The sequence below is a fragment of the Pseudoalteromonas sp. A3 genome, assembly GCF_025942345.1.
GTDB lineage: Bacteria > Pseudomonadota > Gammaproteobacteria > Enterobacterales > Alteromonadaceae > Pseudoalteromonas > Pseudoalteromonas atlantica.
This window is the reverse complement of record NZ_JAPCKL010000013.1, coordinates 16210-35968: the sequence shown is the minus strand read 5'-3', so window position 1 is coordinate 35968 and position 19759 is coordinate 16210. Positions and strand designations below refer to the sequence as shown.

Genomic DNA, 19759 nt, shown 5'->3' with positions numbered 1-19759 from the left:
TGAAAATAAACCGAGTGGCTTAATACAGCTGACGATTAATGTACTAGTTTGTCGATGGCAATGATCAACAGGTACATACCATACCAAATTATAATACTGCCTAACACAATTCGCGTCCATGGGTGGTTAATAACACTATTAAGTTTTTGGGCGGCCAGGCCTAAGGTGATCATGGCCGGAAAGGTGCCAAGCGCAAAGCAAAGCATCACTAGGGCACCATCAAATGCACTAGGGCTGGTCATTGCCCATGTGAGCGCTGAATAAACCAAACCACAGGGTAGCCACCCCCACAACGCGCCGTAACCCAATGCTTTAGCTGTTGAATCTACTGGCATTAAATATTTATTAAGCTTAACAATATGCTGCCAAATAAGTGTTTTGCCTATTTTTTCAAGCCATTGCAAAGTGGGGCCTAAGCGCATTATATACACGCCTACCAGCAGCATAAAAATAGCCGCAATGAATGAAAGAGTTACAGAAAAAAACGTATTTTGCTTTGCAAATTGGCTACTTATACCTGCAACGAGTGCGCCAGCCAGCATGTAACTACACGCTCGGCCAAGGTTATAAGCAAATGAATAAATAACAGATTGGCGCTTGTTACTGGCCAATTGCAATGAGCTGGCAATACCACCGCACATGGCAAGGCAATGCCCGCTACCAATTAAGCCCATTAAAAAGGCGCTGGTGTAAAGTGGGTCAATCATTACTTTTGTTGTGCTGTTCTTTATCATCTTCAAACAAAATACTATGACCTTGTTTGTTTAAATCAGAGAATTGCTCGCTTTTAACGGCCCAAAAAAACACGCCAATGGCAATAATCACAAATAATATGGCAATCGGGATTAAAATATAAATTATGCTCATAACTTTAAAAGCCTTAGTGAATTACTAATCACAATAATTGAGCTGGCAGACATACCAATAACGGCCATCCACGGGGCAACAAGCCCAAGCGCTGCAAGCGGTAAAATAGAAGCATTATACAACAAAGATAGCGTTAGGTTTTGCTTAATGATTCGTCTAGTTTGCTTAGCAACATTGAGTAGGTGCGCAATTGAGGCTAAATCACTGTTTAACAGCACTACATCGGCACTGTTTTTAGAAATGTCGGCACCGGTTTCCATTGCAATGGATAAATGGGCACTGGCAAATACTGGGCTGTCGTTAATGCCATCGCCTACCATGGCAACCACTTCGTTTTGTGATGACCATTGCTCCACGGCGGTTTGTTTATCTTTAGGCGACAGGGCGCTTTGGCTGCTGTTGAGCTTTAACTGTTTTGCTATTTTTTGTCCGGCGTCTGATGCATCGCCTGTGAGCATATGACAGCTCAAGTTTTGTGCTTGTAAGGTACTTATAAGCTCACTGGCACCGGGTTTTACTTTATCTATAAAGTAAAAACGAGCAACTACGCGTTTATTTATAAATAGGCTTGCTTGGGCATTTGTTTTTTTACTGTCAAACCAGCCGCTTTTACCAATAGCGTAATGATCATCTGCGCTTTGTGCACTAATGCCCATACCTGGGTGTACAGTAATGTTTGTAAGGGCAAGCTCGGTGGTGGCGTATTTATTAAATGCGCTGGCTATGGGGTGCTCAGAATAACGCTCTAACTGGGCTGCAATATTAAGCGCTTGCTCTTTAGAGATTGTGTCATCGAGTATATCAATGGCATCTAAGCTAAATTTACCCTGTGTGAGGGTGCCTGTTTTATCAAAGGCAAACAGCGTTAATTGCGAGAGGGTTTCGAGCACATGCGCTTGTTTAATTAGCACCCCTTTGCGGGTGAGCGTGGCTACAGCGCATGTTAATGCGGTAGGTATAGCAAGGCTAAGCGCGCAAGGGCAAGTGGCAACCAATACAGAAATAGTGATCCAAAACGCGTGCTCTGGGTCAATTTGGTACCAGCCAATGGCCGTTATAGAGGCAAAAACTAGCAAGCAGGCAATAAACCACTGGGCAACTTTATCGGTAATTTCTACCAGTTTAGGGCGCTTGGTAAGCGCTGTGTGTTGTAAGTGTATAATTTGGTTTAGTAGGGTGTTTTGGCCAATTTTATTTATTTTTATTTCTATTACGCCATCGTGATTAACACACCCGGCATACACATTATAGCCAATAAACTTATTAACGGGCTGATGCTCACCGGTCATCATCGATTCATCAACGCTTGTTTGTCCCTTGATAAGCTCTCCGTCAGCGGGGATAGTTTCGCCAGCTTTGATGAGTACAACATCATTAAGCTTAAGTTTTTTTGCAGCAATAATATGCTCTTGGCCGCTATCATCAAGGGTGCGGGCGGTTAAAGGTAGCAGCTTTTGTAAGTTGGCGGTAAACTCGCTGGCTTTTAATCGGGCTCTAAACTCAAGGTATTTACCTAATAATAATAAAAAGGTAAACATACATACCGATTCAAAATACACTTCGCCTACTTGCATAAATGTGGCATAACAGCTGGCACTATAAGCCCCAAAAATAGCCAGCGAAACGGGTAAGTCCATATTTAACTGTTTTGCTTTTAAGCCATTAATAGCGTTAGTTAAAAAGGGTAATGCGCTGTATAAAATAACGGGGGAGGCAAGCACTAGGCTTATCCACCTAAAGTATTGCTCAAAGTTATTATCCATACCCGAGAACATGCCAAAGTACATGGCAAAGGCAAACATCATCACTTGCATGGTCATCAGCCCTGCAACACCTAAGCGGCGTATATAGGCTTTTGCTGTTTGTTGCTTTTGTTGGGCTTCGTCATCGGCTTGAAACGGGTAAGCTTTATAGCCAATTTTGGCTAAGGAAGTAATAATTTCGCTCAGAGGGGTTTGGGTTTTATCCCATTGGATCATGGCACGGTTAGTTGAGGTATTAACATCAACGCGCTTTACCGTTTTTAAGCTAAGTAATTGCTTTTCGATAAGCCATGCACACGCGGCGCAGGTAATGCCTTCAACACTTAAAAGTACTTGGGATAAGTTATCGGTTGTGGCTATAAACTCATCTTGTATGTCTTCGTTGTCGTAGCTTTTAATAAACGCGAGTTGCTCAGGGACTAACTGCTCTACTTTACCAGCGCGTACGGTGCGGTATTTGTAATAGTCGGTCATGCCTTGGTCAACAATGTTTTGCGCAACTGCTTGGCAGCCAATACAGCACATAGGCTGTGGCGTGTTATCTATTGTTACGGTTGCGCGAAATCCATTTGGCACACTTTCAAGGCAATGAAAGCAAGAAACGCTCATAGTGGTGGCTACTTATAATTTGGGGTAACTAACAAAGGCTGCTCGGTAGGAAGAGTAATGTTTTCTTTTAACTTCCAACTACCATCCACCGGCTCTATAAATACAGAGTAAGCACCTGGTGTGTAGTTATCTAAAAGGGCAGTAAATTCTTTATTTGCATTAGGGGTAAGCGTTGCTTCAAAGTCATGCGCTTTGATGGTGCGATGATAAAAAGACAGCTTTAAAGCGTGTACGTTACTATAATCGCCTTTGGTAAAGGCAAAACTGGCACGTTCGTTTGTAACATTAAGCTTGCCATGTAAAAACAGTGCTTTGGCTTTTTCAAACTTAGTAAGTTCTAAGTTTATTGCTTTGCCTTTTTTATAGTAATCATCAACCACCATATCTGGGCCGTTGCCCACAGCAGTAATAATTAAGGTTATGCACCCAATAATGGCCGCTAGCGGAAAAAAGATTAAAAACCAAGGCCAAAAATTTTTATACCACGGAGTAGGTTGCATAGTTGCTCTAAAATTAGTTTAGGTAGGGCTATTTTATAGCAAATATTTGTAAAAGACTAAAAAAAAGCCTCCGACTGGAGGCTTTTTTGATCTGGATTAATCTGTTGAAATAAAAAGATTAATTAATAGTTAACTCGGTGTTTATTTATCTTGCGATAAACTGTAAACATAGGCAGTTAACAGGTGAATTTTATCTTCACCTAAAATGTCTTTCCATGCTGGCATTACACCGGCGCGGCCATGGTTAAGGGTTTCTTCAACAGCGCGTTGAGAGCCACCGTATAACCAAATGTTATCTGTAAGATTTGGTGCACCAAACGGTAAGTTATGTGCAACAGAGCCTTTACCATCTGCACCGTGACACGCGGCACACATCGCAAACTTAGCGGCACCCGCAGCGGCATCTTTTTGGTTAACAGTACGACCAGACAAGCTAAGTACGTGCGCTGTCATTTCTTTAACGCCTTGCTCACCAAGTGCTGCACTCCAAGAAGGCATTGCGGCTACACGACCATAAAGAAGCGTTTCCTTAATTTTGTCTGGTGAGCCACCGTATAACCAATCTTTATCAGTTAGGTTAGGGAAGCCAGTTGCACCACGTGCATCTGAACCATGACATTGCGCACAGTTTTGCGAGAATAAACGCTGACCAATTTCAAGTGCTAACTGGCCGTCTGTTTGTTCATGCTTTTCGCCATTTTCAAGGGCTACTTGCTGCGCTGCATCACCTTCAAATTTAGAGTTAACTAAATCTAATACTGGTACTTGTGCAAGCTTGTTAAAAATAGGACCAAAGCGCTCTTGTGCTGCTTCGTATTCTTTATCAAGCTTTACATAGCGGCCTTCTTCTTTTGCTTTAGCCGAGGCTTCTTTAGATTCAGCTAAAGAGGTGATACCTTGGTTAGAGCTTGTCCATTTACCTAAGCCTTCCCAGTTACCTAAACCTGGATAAGCTGCTAAGTAATATACCGACCAAATAAATGTTGCGAAGAACATGTACGTCCACCATTTTGGTAGTGGATTATTTAGTTCGGTAATGCCGTCATATTCATGTCCGCAGTCTTCACCTTCTTTTACGCCAGCATAGTTTTTAAGGTTCCAAACTAATAAGCTAAAAATGATAATTAAGCAGGCTAGGGTTAATACAATAACCCAAATACTCCAAAAGCTAGTCATTTTTCAGACTCCTTTTCCTCGTTAGAGAGTGTGTTGTTATGTTTTTTTTCATCTTCGAAAATGGCATTAGCAGCGTCATCAAAACGATTTTTGCTACGCTTGCTGTATGCCCATACAACAATCACAATAAACAATACTAAAATTACCAGAGTCAAAATGCCTCTGTATGTTCCGTAATCCATAATAATTACTTCAAGTGGGTGCCAAGTTGCTGTAAATACGCGATTAGGGCTTGCATTTCTGTTGCGCCTTCGCCGTTATTCATAGCGTTAACTTTATCAACATCTGCTTGTAGCTCTTCGTCGCTGCCATAACCTAAACCCGGGTGTTTAGGGTTTTCTGGGTTAATAGCAAAAGTATCACGGAAAATTTGTAGTTTTTTCAGAGTCAGGCTGGTATCAACCTTAGTCTCTGCTAACCAAGGAAAACCTGGCATGTTCGACTCAGGAACCACGGCGCGTGGGTCAACTAAGTGTGCATAATGCCAATCGTCCGAGTAACGGTTACCTACACGTGCAAGGTCAGGACCAGTACGTTTAGAACCCCATTGGAAAGGGTGATCCCATACTGATTCGCCCGCTACAGAGTAGTGACCGTAACGCTCAACTTCATCACGAAAAGGACGAATCATTTGTGAGTGACAGTTATAACAACCTTCACGTACATAAATGTCACGACCTTCCATTTCAAGCGCGTTAAGTGGGCGCAAACCTTCTACAGGTTTTGTTGTATCGTCTTGGAACATTAGCGGAGTAATTTCAACTAATGCACCAAAACTAATAGCAAAAACAGTCAGAATAGCCATTAGGCCAACGTTCTTTTCTACTATTTCATGTTTGTTTTGTGAATTTTTATTGCTCATCATCTCACTCCGTTATGCTAATTGTGCTTGCGCGTCTAACTTCAGTGATTCTTTCTCAGCTGAAATTGTACGCAGAACGTTGTAAGCCATAACTAACATACCTGTAACGATGAATACACCGCCTACAAAGCGCATAATATAGAAAGGATGTGATGCTTCTAAAGACTGAACAAAGCTGTACATTAGTGTACCGTCAGAGTTAACTGCGCGCCACATTAGACCTTGCATAACACCTGAGATCCACATTGCAACAATGTAAAGTACAACACCTACCGTGTGTAACCAAAAGTGCGTGTTAACCAATTTAACGCTGTACATACGACCTTGTGCGAATAACGCAGGAATAAGGTGGTAAATAGCACCAATTGAAATCATCGCAACCCAACCTAGTGCACCTGAGTGTACGTGGCCGATAGTCCAATCTGTGTAGTGAGATAATGCATTTACAGATTTAATTGCCATCATTGGGCCTTCAAACGTAGACATACCGTAGAAAGACAATGAAACAACTAAGAAACGCAGTACTGGGTCGGTACGTAGCTTATGCCAAGCGCCAGAAAGCGTCATTATACCGTTAATCATACCACCCCAAGACGGTACAAATAGGATAATAGACATAACCATACCTAAACTTTGCGTCCAATCAGGAAGCGCAGTGTAGTGAAGGTGGTGAGGACCTGCCCAAATGTAAAGTGAAATAAGTGCCCAAAAGTGAACTACCGATAAACGGTAAGAGTAAACTGGGCGACCTGCTTGCTTTGGTACAAAGTAGTACATCATACCTAAGAAACCAGCCGTTAGTAGGAAACCTACAGCGTTGTGACCGTACCACCACTGAACCATTGCATCTACCGCACCTGCGTAGATTGAGTATGATTTAGTTAACGACACAGGCACTGCCATGCTGTTTACAATGTGTAGCACTGCAACAGTAATAATAAAGCCAGCGTAAAACCAGTTAGCAACGTAGATGTGCGATACTTTACGTTTGATCAGCGTACCAAAAAATACCACTGCGTAAACTATCCATACTACCGCGATTAAAATATCGATTGGCCACTCAAGCTCTGCATATTCTTTAGAGCTAGTAATACCCAGTGGTAATGTAATTACGGCTAATACAATAACAAGCTGCCAACCCCAAAAAGAAAAAGCGGCGAGTTTGTCTGAGAAAAGGCGCGTTTGACAAGTACGTTGAACGACGTAATAAGACGTCGCAAAAAGTGCACTGGTACCAAATGCGAAAATTACTGCGTTCGTGTGTAACGGACGTAGTCGAGAGTATGTTAACCATGGTGTATCAAAGTTAAGTGCTGGCCAAGCTAATTGGGCAGCAATCAGAACCCCAATACTCATGCCAACGATGCCCCAAATCACTGTCATAATAGCGAATTGGCGTACAACTTTATAGTTATACTCAGTTTGTGATGCTACTGTTTGGCTCATTTTCTGGCTTCCGCTGCAATAAATGCGTTTAGAAATGAATTACCCACCGTTTAAAGTGGGGCCTACTATTTTCCCCAAGCGTATTACCTAAAACGTTCAAAGCCTGAATGCTTCAGAAAACAAACTCGAGAAACCCTTATTTTTTGCGGGTGAAATGATAAATTTTTTGGCCTAAAAAAGATAGGTCAATTACATAAAATTATGACATCAATCAAAGTTTGTGAGTTTGTTGTTTATTTTTTGATACAGATTGTACCTATATTAACCAAACATCACACTGACTATTGTTATTTCAAAGCATGCTAATTAAGATTTGTTTTTATTTAGCGCGGATTTGTTATGTATATATATAGATTATCTTTGTTTTTAATGCTGTTTTTTGTATTAACAGGCTGTGACAATGCCAACCAAAAAGATCAAAAAGCACTGTTAAAAACAAATTGCGACACGAATCAGCGCTGTATTTATAATACCGGTGTTAAAGTATGGTTAAGTGATAAAAACATTCCCCCCGAAACCCCCTTTAGTATTTACCTTGATTTACCCGCCCACCTAAAAATAGATAACGCTAAGCTTGAAAGTATAACTATGTATATGGGTTTTATTCCGCAAAAGTTCACTAAAGAAGCAACTATTTATAAAAGTGACACTATGGTGGGCATATGCTCTGAGAAAAATATGCTATGGCAACTGGTGCTTAATTTAAGCAATGTTCAAACTGGTGAGCAAATCACTCACTTTTATAATTTTTACGTAACGTATTAAGAAACCTTTTCATGCCAATCATTTTTTTAGCTGGCGCATAACAAAAGTCAGCTATTAATAAGGTATTACTATAATAAGCTATTCCTATAGTAAGGCATTACTATTTAGCGGTACGCCTTTTATATGCAGAGCTGCAATAGCAGGTGTATAAAATTGTATTTAAAGCACTAACACACATTTAAACCTCTTTGCTGCCTTGTATGCTGAAACCTTTTTTTATTCTCATCTGTTTTAAGTTGGTGTGCTTACTCGTTCTTGTTATGGAGTGAATTGCCTTACGCCAATAGGGGGCTTCGTAATGTTTATAGTAAAAGCGTATTACTTGCATTACTGGGCATGTAAATAAGTAAATCCTGCTTACTTTAATGATAACTATTTTAATAAAGTTAAACGCCCTCAAATTAAGACCCTCTAATGATTTACTAAATCAAATAACTCCTCCCGATCCGAGCAAACGTTGAAGTCTCGCTGAACAAAAAATATTACCAAAAAAACTAAATAAATAGCTTAATAAGACTATTTAAGCGGTAAATCTGCATATTTATGGTTATTAATTTTATTACAGCTTTACGGTTTTACTAATGCGCTGTGATTAATATGTTAATTTTTCTAAAAAGGGTATATCTATCCATTAATTACATTTGATTACAATCTGCATAACTTTGATTTCAGGTGTGTTTTAATTGCTTTCTGTTGGTTGTATATTTATGATTTTTAATTGTTTTTTTTAGTTAACACTGCAACAAGTTATAACCTTTGTACCTTTTTTGGTTATTCTTTTTTTGTGTTGTATATATAACGATCTTTCATTAAGTTTTTGTTCAGTTAGCTCAGCCTAAGTTGCCCCCCTGACTCACAATTCTTATAAAAAGTGAGCATTACCAATCAAGGTAAATTTCCAACAAGTAGGGTTTATTCATGAAAAAATCAACTCTTGGTTTAGCTGTAATCGCAGCAATCCCAATGTTCTCAAGTATGCAAGTAGTAGCGGCCGAAGATGGCGCAAACGCTATTGAAAAAATTCAAGTAACGGGTTCTCGCATTAAGCGTTCGGATATGGAAAACGCCAGTCCAGTTACATTAATTGGTGCAGACGATATTAAAGCAATGGGTGCAACAAGCATCGATAGCGTATTACAAAAGATGACTGCTACTGGCGGTGCAATGACCAACCCAGGTATTAACAATGGTTCGGGTGGTAATGCTTCTATCGATTTACGTGGTTTAGGTTCACAACGTACATTAGTACTTGTAAATGGCCGTCGTATGATCAACTCGGGCACAGGCGCTGCTTCTACTGTCGATTTAAATACTATCCCTGTTTCTATGATTAAATCGGTTGAAGTACTTAAAGATGGGGCATCTGCTGTTTATGGTACTGATGCGGTTGCTGGTGTTGTGAATATCATTTTAAAAGATGATTTCGAAGGCCTAGACATGAATGCTAACACAGCAATCACTGGCGAAGGCGATGCTACAGAAAATTCAGTTGACTTCACTGTAGGTACTTCATTCGATAAAGGTAATATTGTTATCGGTATGCAGTACACTGACCGTGGTAAAGCATCGCAGGCAGATCGTAGCTTTTCTAACTGCCCACTTGCTGAAGGCTCTAACGGACTTTACTGTACAGGGTCTTCATATAACGAAGGCGGTCACATTTGGAACGGTAATGGTGAAAAAGGTACCACCGTTGATGCTAGCGGTAAAGATATTAGTGTTTCATTAATTGATGACTCGGGTGTTACTGGTCGTGGTGGCGATTATCATCGTTACACTAATGAAGATGCTTACAACTATTCTCCTTCAAGCTATCTTTACACGCCAATGGAGCGCTTAAACTTAACTGGTCTTGCTACTTATGAGCTATCTGATGACACAAGTTTATTTGCTGAGTTTACTTATACTAAACGTTGGTCAGAGCAGCAAATGGCGCCTCAGCCAGTATGGTTTGATTTTGAATATACAGAAGATATGGGTGATTCACTTCTAAGCCAAAGCTATGATAATCGTGTTGACTTAGATGGCGATGGCTACTTAGATAAAGATGCAAATGGAAATTACGTCACGCAAGAAACTAACTACCAATACGGTGATAAAATTTCTTACGGACGTCGCATGTCTGATACAGGTGCACGTTATTTTGAACAGTCAGTTGATACAGTAAGAGCTGTTGTTGGTGCTCAGGGTTTCATTAGTGATTACTCTTGGGACATATCAGCTAACTTTGGTCGTAACGATTCAGTTGATAAGCTAAGTAATCTTCATAATATGGGTGCCATTCAAGATCAGATCTTAGAGGGGACTTTCAACCCACTTGATCAAAATGCATGGACATCTGAAGATTTCCGTAAAAATGTTTACACTGAAGTAAACAATGGTGGTAGTCAGTTATTTATCTTAGCAGCATCTGTTTCAGGTGAAATGTTTGAAATGCCAGCTGGTTATGCAGCGTTTGCAGCAGGTGTTGAACGTCGCCAAGAAAAGGCGTGGTATACGCCTGACTCGCTTACAGCTCAAGGCTTAGCTAATGATCCTATGGTAGAACCAACATCAGGTGGTTTTGATGTAAATGAAGCTTATGTGGAATTTGCTATCCCATTACTTGCAGATGCGCCTTTTGCTCAAAATGTAGAGCTAAGTGCTGCAATTCGTGCTTTTGATTACAGTACTTTTGGTTCTGATGAAACATGGAAACTAGGTCTTACATGGAAAGTAAATGACGAATTAATGTTGCGTAGTGTAGTTTCTACAGCTTTCCGTGCTCCAACAGTATCTGAACTTTATTCTGGTAATTCACCTTCTTTCGAGCAAATTAGTTACCCTGGCGCTCAGGAGCAGGCAGAAGTAACTGTAGGTGGTAATGACCAATTAACACCTGAAGAAGCAGATACACTAACGGCAGGTATTGTTTATGAGCCGCAGTGGCTTGATGGCTTCTCGATGACATTGGATTATTACAAAATCGAAATTGAGAATGCAATTGCGTCTGTTGATAATCAATACATTGTTGATCAATGTTTAAATAATGCTGGTAATTCAAGCTCTGCTTTATGCCAATCTTCTAATGTGTCAATGGATGCGACTGGTCGAGTTAAGTTTAATAACCAGCTACAAAATATTGGTGCAGAGGAAACATCTGGCATCGATTTAAACTTAGCGTATAGCTTCGAAGCAGCTGGCTTAAATTGGAAAGCCGGTTTAGATACAACTTATTTAGATGAATATGTAGTTACTGTACTTGATGAGACAGTAGATTATGCGGGTCTTATTACATCAGGTTCTGGTGGGTATGCAGATATTAAATCTAATTTAACACTAAATGTATCAGGCGATCGTTGGGATGCACAGTATCAAGCGCGTTATATTGCTGGTATGGATAGCTACTCTTGTTTAGATGATGCTGACAGCTGTTATGCACCTACGACTCCTTCAGTCGTTTATCACGATATTAGCGGTAGCTTCTTAGTTAATGATAGCCTGTCTCTATCTGCGGGTATCAACAACTTATTTGATAAGCAACCTCCTTACTACACAGGTAACAACGATTCTAACACTGACCCGTACACATACGATGTACTAGGCCGTCGTTTCTTTGCTGGTGTAAACGTTAAGTTTTAATTAGCACATTAATCGTATTAAGGCTCAGTGTTTACTGGGCCTTTTTTATTGAACAAAATTAAGGAGACCAGTACACTTATACACTCAATAAAAGGAGAGTTGTTTGATAAAACAAGACGAAAATTTATCTTTTGTCATAGAACCAGAGTTATCCCCTCGCTCTGAGCAGCGTATCGACCTGTATTTTTCTATACCCAATGAAATGGGTATAAACGTGCAAACCCTCAGTGAAGAGTCTTATTTTAATAACCACTTTAAATCGCACTTAGCTTATAACGCTAAAAACATACACTTACCCTTAGTGCGTAGCCGCTTTGTTAGTAAAAACAAAGGTGAGCAACAAGATTACCGCCAAAACCTTAATTTGTACTGTTATCAGGTGCGTTTAGCGCTCGACGCTGATATTAAAGATGCATTAAAAATTCAAGAAGTGGATGCTTTTTATGCCCGTGCACAAGAGCTGTTTGAGCAAAGTGAAGGGCTGCTAAAAAAGCTGCGCAGATATACCCCCGATGATGAAAAACTGGTGCCGTTTTACACCAATGCCGATAACTATTTAAGTTGGCATGTTGAGCAGTCGTTTTTAAAGCTATTAGATGAAGGCCCGCGCAGCAGTGACTTTGCGAAAGAGCGCAACGACTTACTGCAATTTTGTAAAAACGAAAATACATACCGGTTTGAGCAAAATTACAACTCAGAAACCACGTTGCAAGATGGTAACCGCATTACAAATAAAATGCGTTTACTGCAGCGCCTAATAGAGCACGGCGTTATTTTGCATCGCAATACGCGCTATTTAAATAGTTACCTAAAGCGTTTAGTAAAAGGCACGGTTACAGCTGTCATTATGGCATTTGTAATGGTGGTTATACTTAACGCACGCTCAACCTTTACCGAAGTGACCGCTACCCTTATTTTAATATTAGGGGTTATTTACGGCTTGCGTGAAATATTTAAAGAAGACATTACGCGGGTAATTTGGCGCGCTATTGTGCGCGGGCGTCCTAAATGGCGGTTTGTATTTAAAAACAGCATCACTAAAGACCGCGTTGCAAGTCAGTTTGTGTGGCTTGAGTACATGCGTTTTAAAAAAATCCCTAGTGAAGTAAAAACAATATTTTCAAAAAGGCGTCAGCAAAATAAGCTAGCCGCGCAGTGGCTGCATTTTGCCAGTGAAACACGTGTTTCTGCCAAAGAGTTTTTACCAGGCTACGATACTCTACAGCAAAGTATGCGTTTTAATTTGGCGCCTTTTGCACGGTATTTAAAACGCGGCGAGGGCAAGCTGTATCATCTAGATGGTAATAAAATATCAAAGCAAGCGGTTGAAAGGCGCTACCAGTTAAATTTGGTGATGGTATTAAAAGACGAGGAAAGAACTTTATACCAGCGTTACAAGATAACCCTCAATCGCAGTAAAATAGTTAATATTGAACTTATTTACTCTAAAAAATAGAAAATAAAAAAGGGATAGCAACGGCTATCCCTTAGTGTCATGTAAATTTAGCTAATTTAGCGCAGTATTACTGTGTAATACCGTGCTTAGAATAAATAGTTACCTTGTCTGAAACGAGTGTTATTTCAATGTTTTTAGACTCATCACCCCATACACAATTAGTATGTAGGGTTTTTTCTACGCAGTTATCAGCAGAGCCTAAAATAGCTTCTACTTCGGCTTTATCCATGCCAACTTCAATTTTTTCGTAGTTTTCTAGGCTTACTTTTGAACAAGCTGCCAGGCTTAGCGTTGCTGCGATGATCAGGAGTTTTTTCATTGTTATGTCCTATTGATTTAGTGTTTATACTTTCGTATTTGTACAATCATGCCCATACGAGGATGATCAAAGTAATGGATTTCACCACTAATTACACGTTTAAATTGTGAAAAGCGGGCCGATTCTATATCCCCATTAGGTAGTTTTTCGTTTACGTCAAAATCAGCGGTTATGTAAAGGTAGTGGCGTAAATGTATTTTAAATAAACCATCTAGCTCCCAATAGCTTAGGGGCTGCTCTGAGGTATCAAATAACTGTGGCTTACTTTGTACTAGGCTAATAAAGTCGGGATTTGAATAATTAGGCGTAGTGTTAACGTCGCGTTTTATATGATCTCCAGAAATTAAATGTATGCTTGGCGCACGCGATTTACTTGCCCCTTCAAAGCGCCAGCCGGTATGTAGTAGCGGGGCTAAACCTTTTCTGTCTAAAGCGCGGCGCTGGGCAGTAAATTGTAATTGCTCAGGTGCGAGTAAATAGGGCTCATCCATCGTATCTTGTGCCGGTGCTAATGGCGTAACGGGCAACTCGTCGTAACTTTGCATAAAGTCGATACTGTTATCACACACACCCGATTGTGGGTTGGCATTAACTAAAGAATCGGTAAACGAGCGTTTTTGAAAGCGACTATCGCCATCTATACATGCCTGCATAGCTTGCTCTGTGTATAAAGGGGTGAGTAGCTCTAACGTATTTTTCGCCTTAATGGGCTCGTGCTTTAAGCTAAAGTCTTCTTGTAAATAGGGGGCAGGGCGCTGTTTAAATACCAGCACTTCTACTTCAAACCAACGTTCTGCAAATGCGGTGCTGCTAAATAAGCAACATAACACGATAAGCGATTTTTTTAGCAACATTAATGGCTAACCTTTTTTTCGAAATCTGCAATCATTGCAGTGACCATTTTTAAGCGTTCACGAGGGTTTACCTCATTAATCGCAAAGCGCAATTTATTTGCGCCATCCATTTTGTACACATGGGGTGCACTTTGTATCAAGCCTATGATGAAGCTAGGATTAACCTTCGTATTTTGGCTAAATTCAAAGTAGCCCCCTTTAGGGTTTGCCTCTATTTTTGTAATTCCTAAATCGCTAGCACGCATTTTGAGTTGCTGCATACTAAATAGGTTTTTAGTGGCATCAGGTAATAAACCAAAGCGGTCTATTAGCTCTACTTGTAATTCGTCCATATCGGCAAGGTTAGCACAACTTGCAATGCGCTTGTACATACCTAAACGCGCATTAACATCGTGTATGTAATCATCAGGTAGTAAGGCAGGGAGTTTTAAATCAACTTCAGTTTGCTGCTGAAGCAGGTTTTCAAGCGTTGGCTCTTTACCATTTTTAAGGGCATTAACCGCTTGCTCTAGCATTTCCATATACAAGCTAAAGCCAATAGTTTGCATTTGCCCTGATTGATCGTCGCCTAATAGCTCACCCGCACCACGTATTTCTAAATCATGTGTGGCAAGGGCAAAACCTGCGCCTAAATCTTCCAACGACTCAATTGCTTGTAAGCGTTTGGTGGCATCTTTAGAAAGTGCTTTAGCATCGCCGGTTAATAAATAAGCATACGCTTGGTGGTGGCTTCGCCCAACACGACCGCGTAATTGGTGTAATTGCGCAAGGCCAAGTTTATCGGCTCTGTCCATAATAATAGTATTAGCAGTAGGCACATCAATACCGGTTTCGATAATGGTGGTACATACCAGTACATTGTATTTTTGATGATAAAAGTCTGTCATTATTTGCTCAAGCTCTTGCTCGCGCATTTGCCCATGAGCAGAGGTGACACTAGCCTCTGGTACCCATTCGCTGATCTCTTGCGAGACTCGCTCAATAGTCTCAACATTGTTATGCAAAAAGTACACTTGGCCGCCGCGTTTAATTTCACGCAGTATGGCTTCGCGTATTAAGTCACTGTCGCGTTGGCGTACAAAGGTTTTAACTGCTAAACGCTTAGCAGGTGGGGTGGCAATAATTGATAAATCACGCATGCCGCTCATCGCCATATTTAAAGTACGCGGAATAGGCGTTGCAGTAAGCGTTAATATATCTACATCAGCACGTAATGACTTTATTTTTTCTTTTTGGCGCACACCAAAGCGGTGCTCTTCATCAACAATTAGTAAACCTAAATCGTTAAATTTAATATCTTGCTGAATTAACTTATGCGTTCCAATAACGATATCAAGTTTACCGTCGGCCATTTTTTCAAGCGTGTCTTTTTGCTCTTTAGTTGAATTAAAGCGCGACAACACTCCCACTTCGATAGGAAAATCGGCAAAACGGTCTTTGAAATTTTCGTAATGTTGCTGAGCCAGCAGGGTGGTTGGTACTAATACGGCTACTTGTTTGTTATCGTTAACCGCTACAAACGCGGCACGCATAGCCACTTCTGTTTTACCAAAGCCTACATCACCACACACTAAACGGTCCATAGCAAGTTTTGATTGCATATCACCAAGTACGGCTTCAATGGCATTACGCTGATCGTCGGTTTCTTCAAATGGAAAGCTGTCGCTAAATTGGCGATAACTTTGCCCATCGAGTGCAAATTTATTACCTGGTTTTGCTTGGCGTTGTGCGTAAATATCTAACAGCTCTGCGGCTACATCACGTACTTTTTCGGCGGCCCGTTTTTTGGCTTTCTCCCACGCATCAGAGCCAAGTTTGTGAAGCGGGGCGCTTGCTTCTTCACCGCCCGAATAACGGCTTAGCATATGCAGTGCCGATACCGGCACATACAGTTTTGCTTCACCAGCATAGGTAATAGTAACAAATTCAGTAATAACACCTGCCGCGTCAATTGTTTGCAGGCCTTGATAGCGACCAACACCGTGATCAAGGTGCACAATTGGCTGGCCCTCTTTAAGCTCGGCTAAGTTGCGAATTAACGCATCTTGGCTTGCTTCGTATTTATGTTTACGGCGCCTGCGTTGTGACACCTTAATACCTAACAGCTCTTGCTCGGTAATAATAGAAAGGCTCGGTTTTGTACCCAGTACAACACTTTGCTCAAGAGGGCTTACAATTAAGCCTACATCGCTTTGGCTTTGTGTAAATTGCTGTAAGCTTTCAAATTCTTTAAACTTTAAGCCGCTTGGCTTAAGCACGCTTAATAAAGACTCGCGGCGACCATCAGACTCAACACTTAATAAAATACGGCTTTTTTTCTTTTTTTGCTCTGCCACATAGTTAATAAATGCGCCGTAGGGTTCGTGTTGTTTATGATCGATTCTTACTGCGGGCAGCTCGCTCACATTTAAGTTTTTATTGCCTGCTTTAGTGGGTAATTTAGCTTGCGATAAGCGTATTCGTGAAAACTCACCTAAATTAGAAAACAACTCATTAATAGGTTGATACAACTCGCTGGGCGCCAGTAGTGGACGCAGGGGATCTACTTTTCGGTTTTCGTAGCGTACGTTTACATCGTGCCAAAAGGTATCTGCGGCGTGTTCTAAATCACCTAGTTGCATAACCGTAGTGGTGTTTGGCAAGTAATCAAAAATGGTGGCAAGCTTTTCAAAAAACAGCGGCATGTAGTATTCAATACCCGCAGGCCAAGTACCTTTGCTTACTTGCATGTAAACAGAGTCTTGCTCTGAGCTGGCCCCAAATTTGTCGCGATAATTTATTCTAAAACGCTCAACGTCTGCTTCGTTGGTTGGAAATTCATGCGCGGGAAGTAACTCAATTTTATCAACTTTTTCATCTGAGCGCTGGGTTTCTACGTCAAATAAACGAATAGAGTCGAGTTCATCATCAAAAAAGTCGAGCCTAAATGGGTGCACGCTGCCCATCGGGTACAAATCAACAATAGATCCACGAATTGCGTATTCACCGTGCTCCATTACTTGTTGTACGTTTAAATACCCTGCTTGTTCTAAATTACTGCGCAGGTTATGGGTGTCGAGTTTATCGCCTACTTTAAAATTAAGGGTAGAGCCATAAATAAACGAAGCAGGCGCAGTACGAAGCATTAACGTAGATACAGGCACTATAAGTACGCTTTGCTGCTCGTTTTTTAAAGTGTTTAAAGTGGCTAAGCGCGCTGAAATAATATCTTGGTGCGGAGAAAAATGGTCATACGGCAAGGTTTCCCAATCAGGAAATACCATTACCGGGTTATCTGGCAATAAGTATTCGAGCTCGGTTTCAAGTCGCAATGCGCTTGGCGTATCTGGCGTAACAATAAGCACTAAATCGTTTTGCTGTTTTACACCTTCTGCAATGGCTATACTTAGTGCACTGCCAGTTAGCTGCCCCCATTGAATTTTATCTTTTTGAGATTTTACCCACGGCAAGGCTGCCCATTGCTCAAACGCCATTTAGTGCTCCATTTTTTAGTTGGCGTTTGCTCACAAACGCCATGCAGTTATTTAGTCTCGGTAAATTTTTGTTAAGTCTTGATAGTGATCAATTCTGCGGTCGCGTAAGTACGGCCATATACGTCTTACGTTTTCAGAGGCTTTTTGATCAAGTTCTACTACTAAAATTTGCTCATCAGTATTGTTCGCCTCTGAGAGCATTTCGCCTTGAGGGCCTGCAATAAACGAGTTACCCCAAAATTGTATACCTTCGCTTTGTCCGCTAGGGTCGTTTTCGTGCCCTACACGGTTACAGCTAATAACGGGTACGCCGTTCGCAACCGCATGCGCACGCTGGCTTATTACCCATGCGTCTTTTTGGCGTGTTTGCTCTGCGTTATCATCACGTGGGTCCCAGCCTATTGCTGTTGGGTAAATTAATACTTCTGCGCCAGCCATGGCCATTAAACGGGCCGCTTCAGGGAACCATTGATCCCAGCATACTAATACACCTAATTTACCTACTGAGGTTTGAATTGGCTCAAAGCCTAAATCGCCTGGGGTAAAGTAAAATTTTTCGTAAAAGCCAGGGTCATCAGGAATGTGCATTTTACGGTATTTACCCGCAATGGTGCCGTCTTTTTCAAGTACCACCGCGGTATTGTGATAAAGCCCAGTGGCACGTTTTTCAAACAGTGAAGCCACAATAACGATGCCTAGCTCTTTAGCAAGCTCGCCCAGTGTATTTGTGCTTGGGCCCGGAATTGTTTCGGCTAGGTCAAATACATCAACATCTTCTGTTTGGCAAAAATACAGACTACGATGCAGCTCTTGCAAAACCACAAGCTGTGCGCCTTGCTTAGCAGCATCACGAATGCCAGCAATCGACTTTGCCATATTTTGGCAGGCGTTATCACTGTTAGTTTGTTGCACTAAGGCAACGGTTAATTTTGCAGGGCTTGTCATTGTGCTGCTCCAGCTAAAAATCCACGAGGTAATTGCATGGTAATGCAATGTAAACTACCAAATTGTTCAATAATAGGTAGGCAATTAACGCCAATAATAGTGTGCGTTGGGTACGCTTTTTGAACTTGCGCTAGCGCCAGTGCGTCGTTGTCATCGTTATACGTCGGGACTAAAACCGTATTATTGATAATCAAGTAGTTTGCGTACGTTGCCGGTAAACGGGTGTTGTCATCATCAAACACTGGTTTTGGCCACGGCAAATCAATTAACGTATATGGGGTATTATTTTGCGTTTTAAAGCTTTGCAGCTGCTTTTCCATCGCATCTAATGCGTTAAAGTGCTCATCTTCTTTAGCATCGCACTTAACATACACAAGTGTATTATTGGGGGCAAAACGTACCAGTGTATCGATATGGCTGTCGGTATCGTCACCGGCTAGGTAGCCATGATCTACCCATAAAAAGTCAGTTGCGCCTAAATGTGTTGTTAAAATTGACTCTATATCGCCTGATGATAAATCGGGGTTGCGGTTTTTATTCAGTAAACATTCGCTGGTTGTAAGCAACACACCGTGTTCGTTAATTTCAATGCCGCCACCTTCAAGTACCACGTTAAGGGCTTGGTAATCAGTGTTTGGATTACTTAGCTGGTTTACCAGTACGGCGTTAATTTTATTATCGAGGGCACTTTCGAATTTATTACCCCAGCCATTAAAGATAAAGTCGTAAATTTTAAGTTGGCGAGCGTCGTTAATATTTGCGCAGGTAATAGGGCCATGATCCCGGGCCCAGGTATCGTTTGTTGGTGTAACAACAAAATGCACTTGGCTTAAGTTTATATTCGCTTTTGTTAGCAAGGCAGTAATGTGGCTTTTAAGCGCCGTGTTATGGGCAACAATAACAAGCTGCTGCACGGCTGTGATATGCGTTGCAAGCTCAACATAAACAGGCTCTACGCGTTCAAGCGTATCAGCCCAGTCGGTCTGTGCATGGGGCCAGGTAAGCATAACGGCGTCTTGCTCAGCCCATTCAGGTAAAAGTCTAAAGTTCATGAAGTTTTGATACAAATTACGGTGGCGCTAGTTTAGCATTTTACATGCATA

General features: G+C 41.2%; 16 protein-coding genes. 3 read left to right on the top strand and 13 right to left on the bottom strand.

Annotation, left to right across the window (positions count from 1 at the left end; translation table 11 throughout):
- Positions 1–35: 35 nt before the first annotated feature.
- From OIZ54_RS17290 to ccoN, 8 genes are all read right to left on the bottom strand, one after another.
- Positions 36–707, bottom strand: a complete 672-nt coding sequence (locus OIZ54_RS17290; RefSeq protein ID WP_055255344.1) for a sulfite exporter TauE/SafE family protein — start codon at positions 705–707, stop codon at positions 36–38.
- Positions 700–867 (bottom strand): cbb3-type cytochrome oxidase assembly protein CcoS, encoded by a 168-nt coding sequence (ccoS, locus tag OIZ54_RS17285; protein ID WP_002963071.1) that lies wholly within the window; start codon positions 865–867, stop codon positions 700–702. The genes OIZ54_RS17290 and ccoS overlap by 8 nt, the downstream gene beginning before the upstream one ends.
- Positions 864–3239 carry a heavy metal translocating P-type ATPase gene (locus OIZ54_RS17280; protein WP_264390917.1) on the bottom strand — a complete coding sequence of 792 codons (2376 nt, stop codon included), beginning with the start codon at positions 3237–3239 and terminating at the stop codon, positions 864–866. The genes ccoS and OIZ54_RS17280 overlap by 4 nt, the downstream gene beginning before the upstream one ends.
- An 8-nt stretch (positions 3240–3247) precedes the next feature.
- Positions 3248–3739: a FixH family protein gene (locus OIZ54_RS17275; RefSeq protein WP_004588822.1), complete on the bottom strand. Its 492-nt coding sequence runs from the start codon at positions 3737–3739 to the stop codon at positions 3248–3250.
- Positions 3740–3880: 141 nt separating this feature from the next.
- A complete protein-coding gene (gene ccoP, locus OIZ54_RS17270; RefSeq protein ID WP_024032588.1) occupies positions 3881–4915 on the bottom strand; it encodes a cytochrome-c oxidase, cbb3-type subunit III in 1035 nt (344 codons plus the stop codon).
- On the bottom strand, positions 4912–5097 hold the full coding sequence (locus OIZ54_RS17265) for a CcoQ/FixQ family Cbb3-type cytochrome c oxidase assembly chaperone (RefSeq protein WP_004588824.1): 186 nt from the start codon (positions 5095–5097) through the stop codon (positions 4912–4914). Before OIZ54_RS17265 ends, ccoP begins: the two co-directional genes overlap by 4 nt.
- A 5-nt stretch (positions 5098–5102) precedes the next feature.
- Complete coding sequence (ccoO, locus tag OIZ54_RS17260) at positions 5103–5777, bottom strand: cytochrome-c oxidase, cbb3-type subunit II (RefSeq protein WP_004588825.1); 675 nt, start codon at positions 5775–5777, stop codon at positions 5103–5105.
- 12 nt (positions 5778–5789) lie between these two features.
- Complete coding sequence (gene ccoN / locus OIZ54_RS17255) at positions 5790–7223, bottom strand: cytochrome-c oxidase, cbb3-type subunit I (protein WP_004588826.1); 1434 nt, start codon at positions 7221–7223, stop codon at positions 5790–5792.
- Positions 7224–7562: 339 nt separating this feature from the next.
- On the opposite strand from ccoN, the gene OIZ54_RS17250 reads away from it, so the two are divergent.
- The 3 genes from OIZ54_RS17250 to OIZ54_RS17240 all read left to right on the top strand — a co-directional run bounded on the left by OIZ54_RS17250 (position 7563) and on the right by OIZ54_RS17240 (position 13065).
- A complete protein-coding gene (locus OIZ54_RS17250; protein ID WP_264390916.1) occupies positions 7563–7988 on the top strand; it encodes a hypothetical protein in 426 nt (141 codons plus the stop codon).
- Between the two features lie 918 nt (positions 7989–8906).
- Positions 8907–11609, top strand: coding sequence for a TonB-dependent receptor (locus OIZ54_RS17245; RefSeq protein WP_138579716.1), 2703 nt, complete (start codon positions 8907–8909; stop codon positions 11607–11609).
- Between the two features lie 103 nt (positions 11610–11712).
- A complete protein-coding gene (locus OIZ54_RS17240) occupies positions 11713–13065 on the top strand; it encodes a hypothetical protein (protein ID WP_024032591.1) in 1353 nt (450 codons plus the stop codon).
- A gap of 67 nt (positions 13066–13132) precedes the next feature.
- On the opposite strand, the gene OIZ54_RS17235 is transcribed toward OIZ54_RS17240, so the two are convergent.
- Genes OIZ54_RS17235 through OIZ54_RS17215 form a run of 5 tightly spaced genes read right to left on the bottom strand, consistent with a single transcriptional unit; the run spans position 13133 to position 19708 of the window.
- Positions 13133–13384, bottom strand: coding sequence for a hypothetical protein (locus tag OIZ54_RS17235; RefSeq protein ID WP_004588905.1), 252 nt, complete (start codon positions 13382–13384; stop codon positions 13133–13135).
- A 17-nt stretch (positions 13385–13401) separates the two neighbouring features.
- Positions 13402–14238, bottom strand: a complete 837-nt coding sequence (locus OIZ54_RS17230) for a peptidoglycan binding protein CsiV (RefSeq protein ID WP_248461313.1) — start codon at positions 14236–14238, stop codon at positions 13402–13404.
- Entirely contained in the window at positions 14238–17711 is a 3474-nt protein-coding gene (gene mfd, locus OIZ54_RS17225) for a transcription-repair coupling factor (RefSeq protein ID WP_264390915.1), read from the bottom strand. The genes OIZ54_RS17230 and mfd overlap by 1 nt, the downstream gene beginning before the upstream one ends.
- Positions 17712–17762: 51 nt before the next feature.
- Positions 17763–18656: a carbon-nitrogen hydrolase gene (locus OIZ54_RS17220; RefSeq protein WP_004588908.1), complete on the bottom strand. Its 894-nt coding sequence runs from the start codon at positions 18654–18656 to the stop codon at positions 17763–17765.
- On the bottom strand, positions 18653–19708 hold the full coding sequence (locus tag OIZ54_RS17215) for an agmatine/peptidylarginine deiminase (RefSeq protein WP_264390914.1): 1056 nt from the start codon (positions 19706–19708) through the stop codon (positions 18653–18655). Before OIZ54_RS17215 ends, OIZ54_RS17220 begins: the two co-directional genes overlap by 4 nt.
- Positions 19709–19759: the final 51 nt, after the last annotated feature.

Coding starts and splice junctions, on each gene's coding strand:
- OIZ54_RS17290 (WP_055255344.1), bottom strand. CDS start 707: ATGATTGACCCACTTTACACCAGCGCCTTTTTAATGGGCTTAATTGGT.
- ccoS (WP_002963071.1), bottom strand. CDS start 867: ATGAGCATAATTTATATTTTAATCCCGATTGCCATATTATTTGTGATT.
- OIZ54_RS17280 (WP_264390917.1), bottom strand. CDS start 3,239: ATGAGCGTTTCTTGCTTTCATTGCCTTGAAAGTGTGCCAAATGGATTT.
- OIZ54_RS17275 (WP_004588822.1), bottom strand. CDS start 3,739: ATGCAACCTACTCCGTGGTATAAAAATTTTTGGCCTTGGTTTTTAATC.
- ccoP (WP_024032588.1), bottom strand. CDS start 4,915: ATGACTAGCTTTTGGAGTATTTGGGTTATTGTATTAACCCTAGCCTGC.
- OIZ54_RS17265 (WP_004588824.1), bottom strand. CDS start 5,097: ATGGATTACGGAACATACAGAGGCATTTTGACTCTGGTAATTTTAGTA.
- ccoO (WP_004588825.1), bottom strand. CDS start 5,777: ATGAGCAATAAAAATTCACAAAACAAACATGAAATAGTAGAAAAGAAC.
- ccoN (WP_004588826.1), bottom strand. CDS start 7,223: ATGAGCCAAACAGTAGCATCACAAACTGAGTATAACTATAAAGTTGTA.
- OIZ54_RS17250 (WP_264390916.1), top strand. CDS start 7,563: ATGTATATATATAGATTATCTTTGTTTTTAATGCTGTTTTTTGTATTA.
- OIZ54_RS17245 (WP_138579716.1), top strand. CDS start 8,907: ATGAAAAAATCAACTCTTGGTTTAGCTGTAATCGCAGCAATCCCAATG.
- OIZ54_RS17235 (WP_004588905.1), bottom strand. CDS start 13,384: ATGAAAAAACTCCTGATCATCGCAGCAACGCTAAGCCTGGCAGCTTGT.
- OIZ54_RS17230 (WP_248461313.1), bottom strand. CDS start 14,238: ATGTTGCTAAAAAAATCGCTTATCGTGTTATGTTGCTTATTTAGCAGC.
- mfd (WP_264390915.1), bottom strand. CDS start 17,711: ATGGCGTTTGAGCAATGGGCAGCCTTGCCGTGGGTAAAATCTCAAAAA.
- OIZ54_RS17220 (WP_004588908.1), bottom strand. CDS start 18,656: ATGACAAGCCCTGCAAAATTAACCGTTGCCTTAGTGCAACAAACTAAC.
- OIZ54_RS17215 (WP_264390914.1), bottom strand. CDS start 19,708: ATGAACTTTAGACTTTTACCTGAATGGGCTGAGCAAGACGCCGTTATG.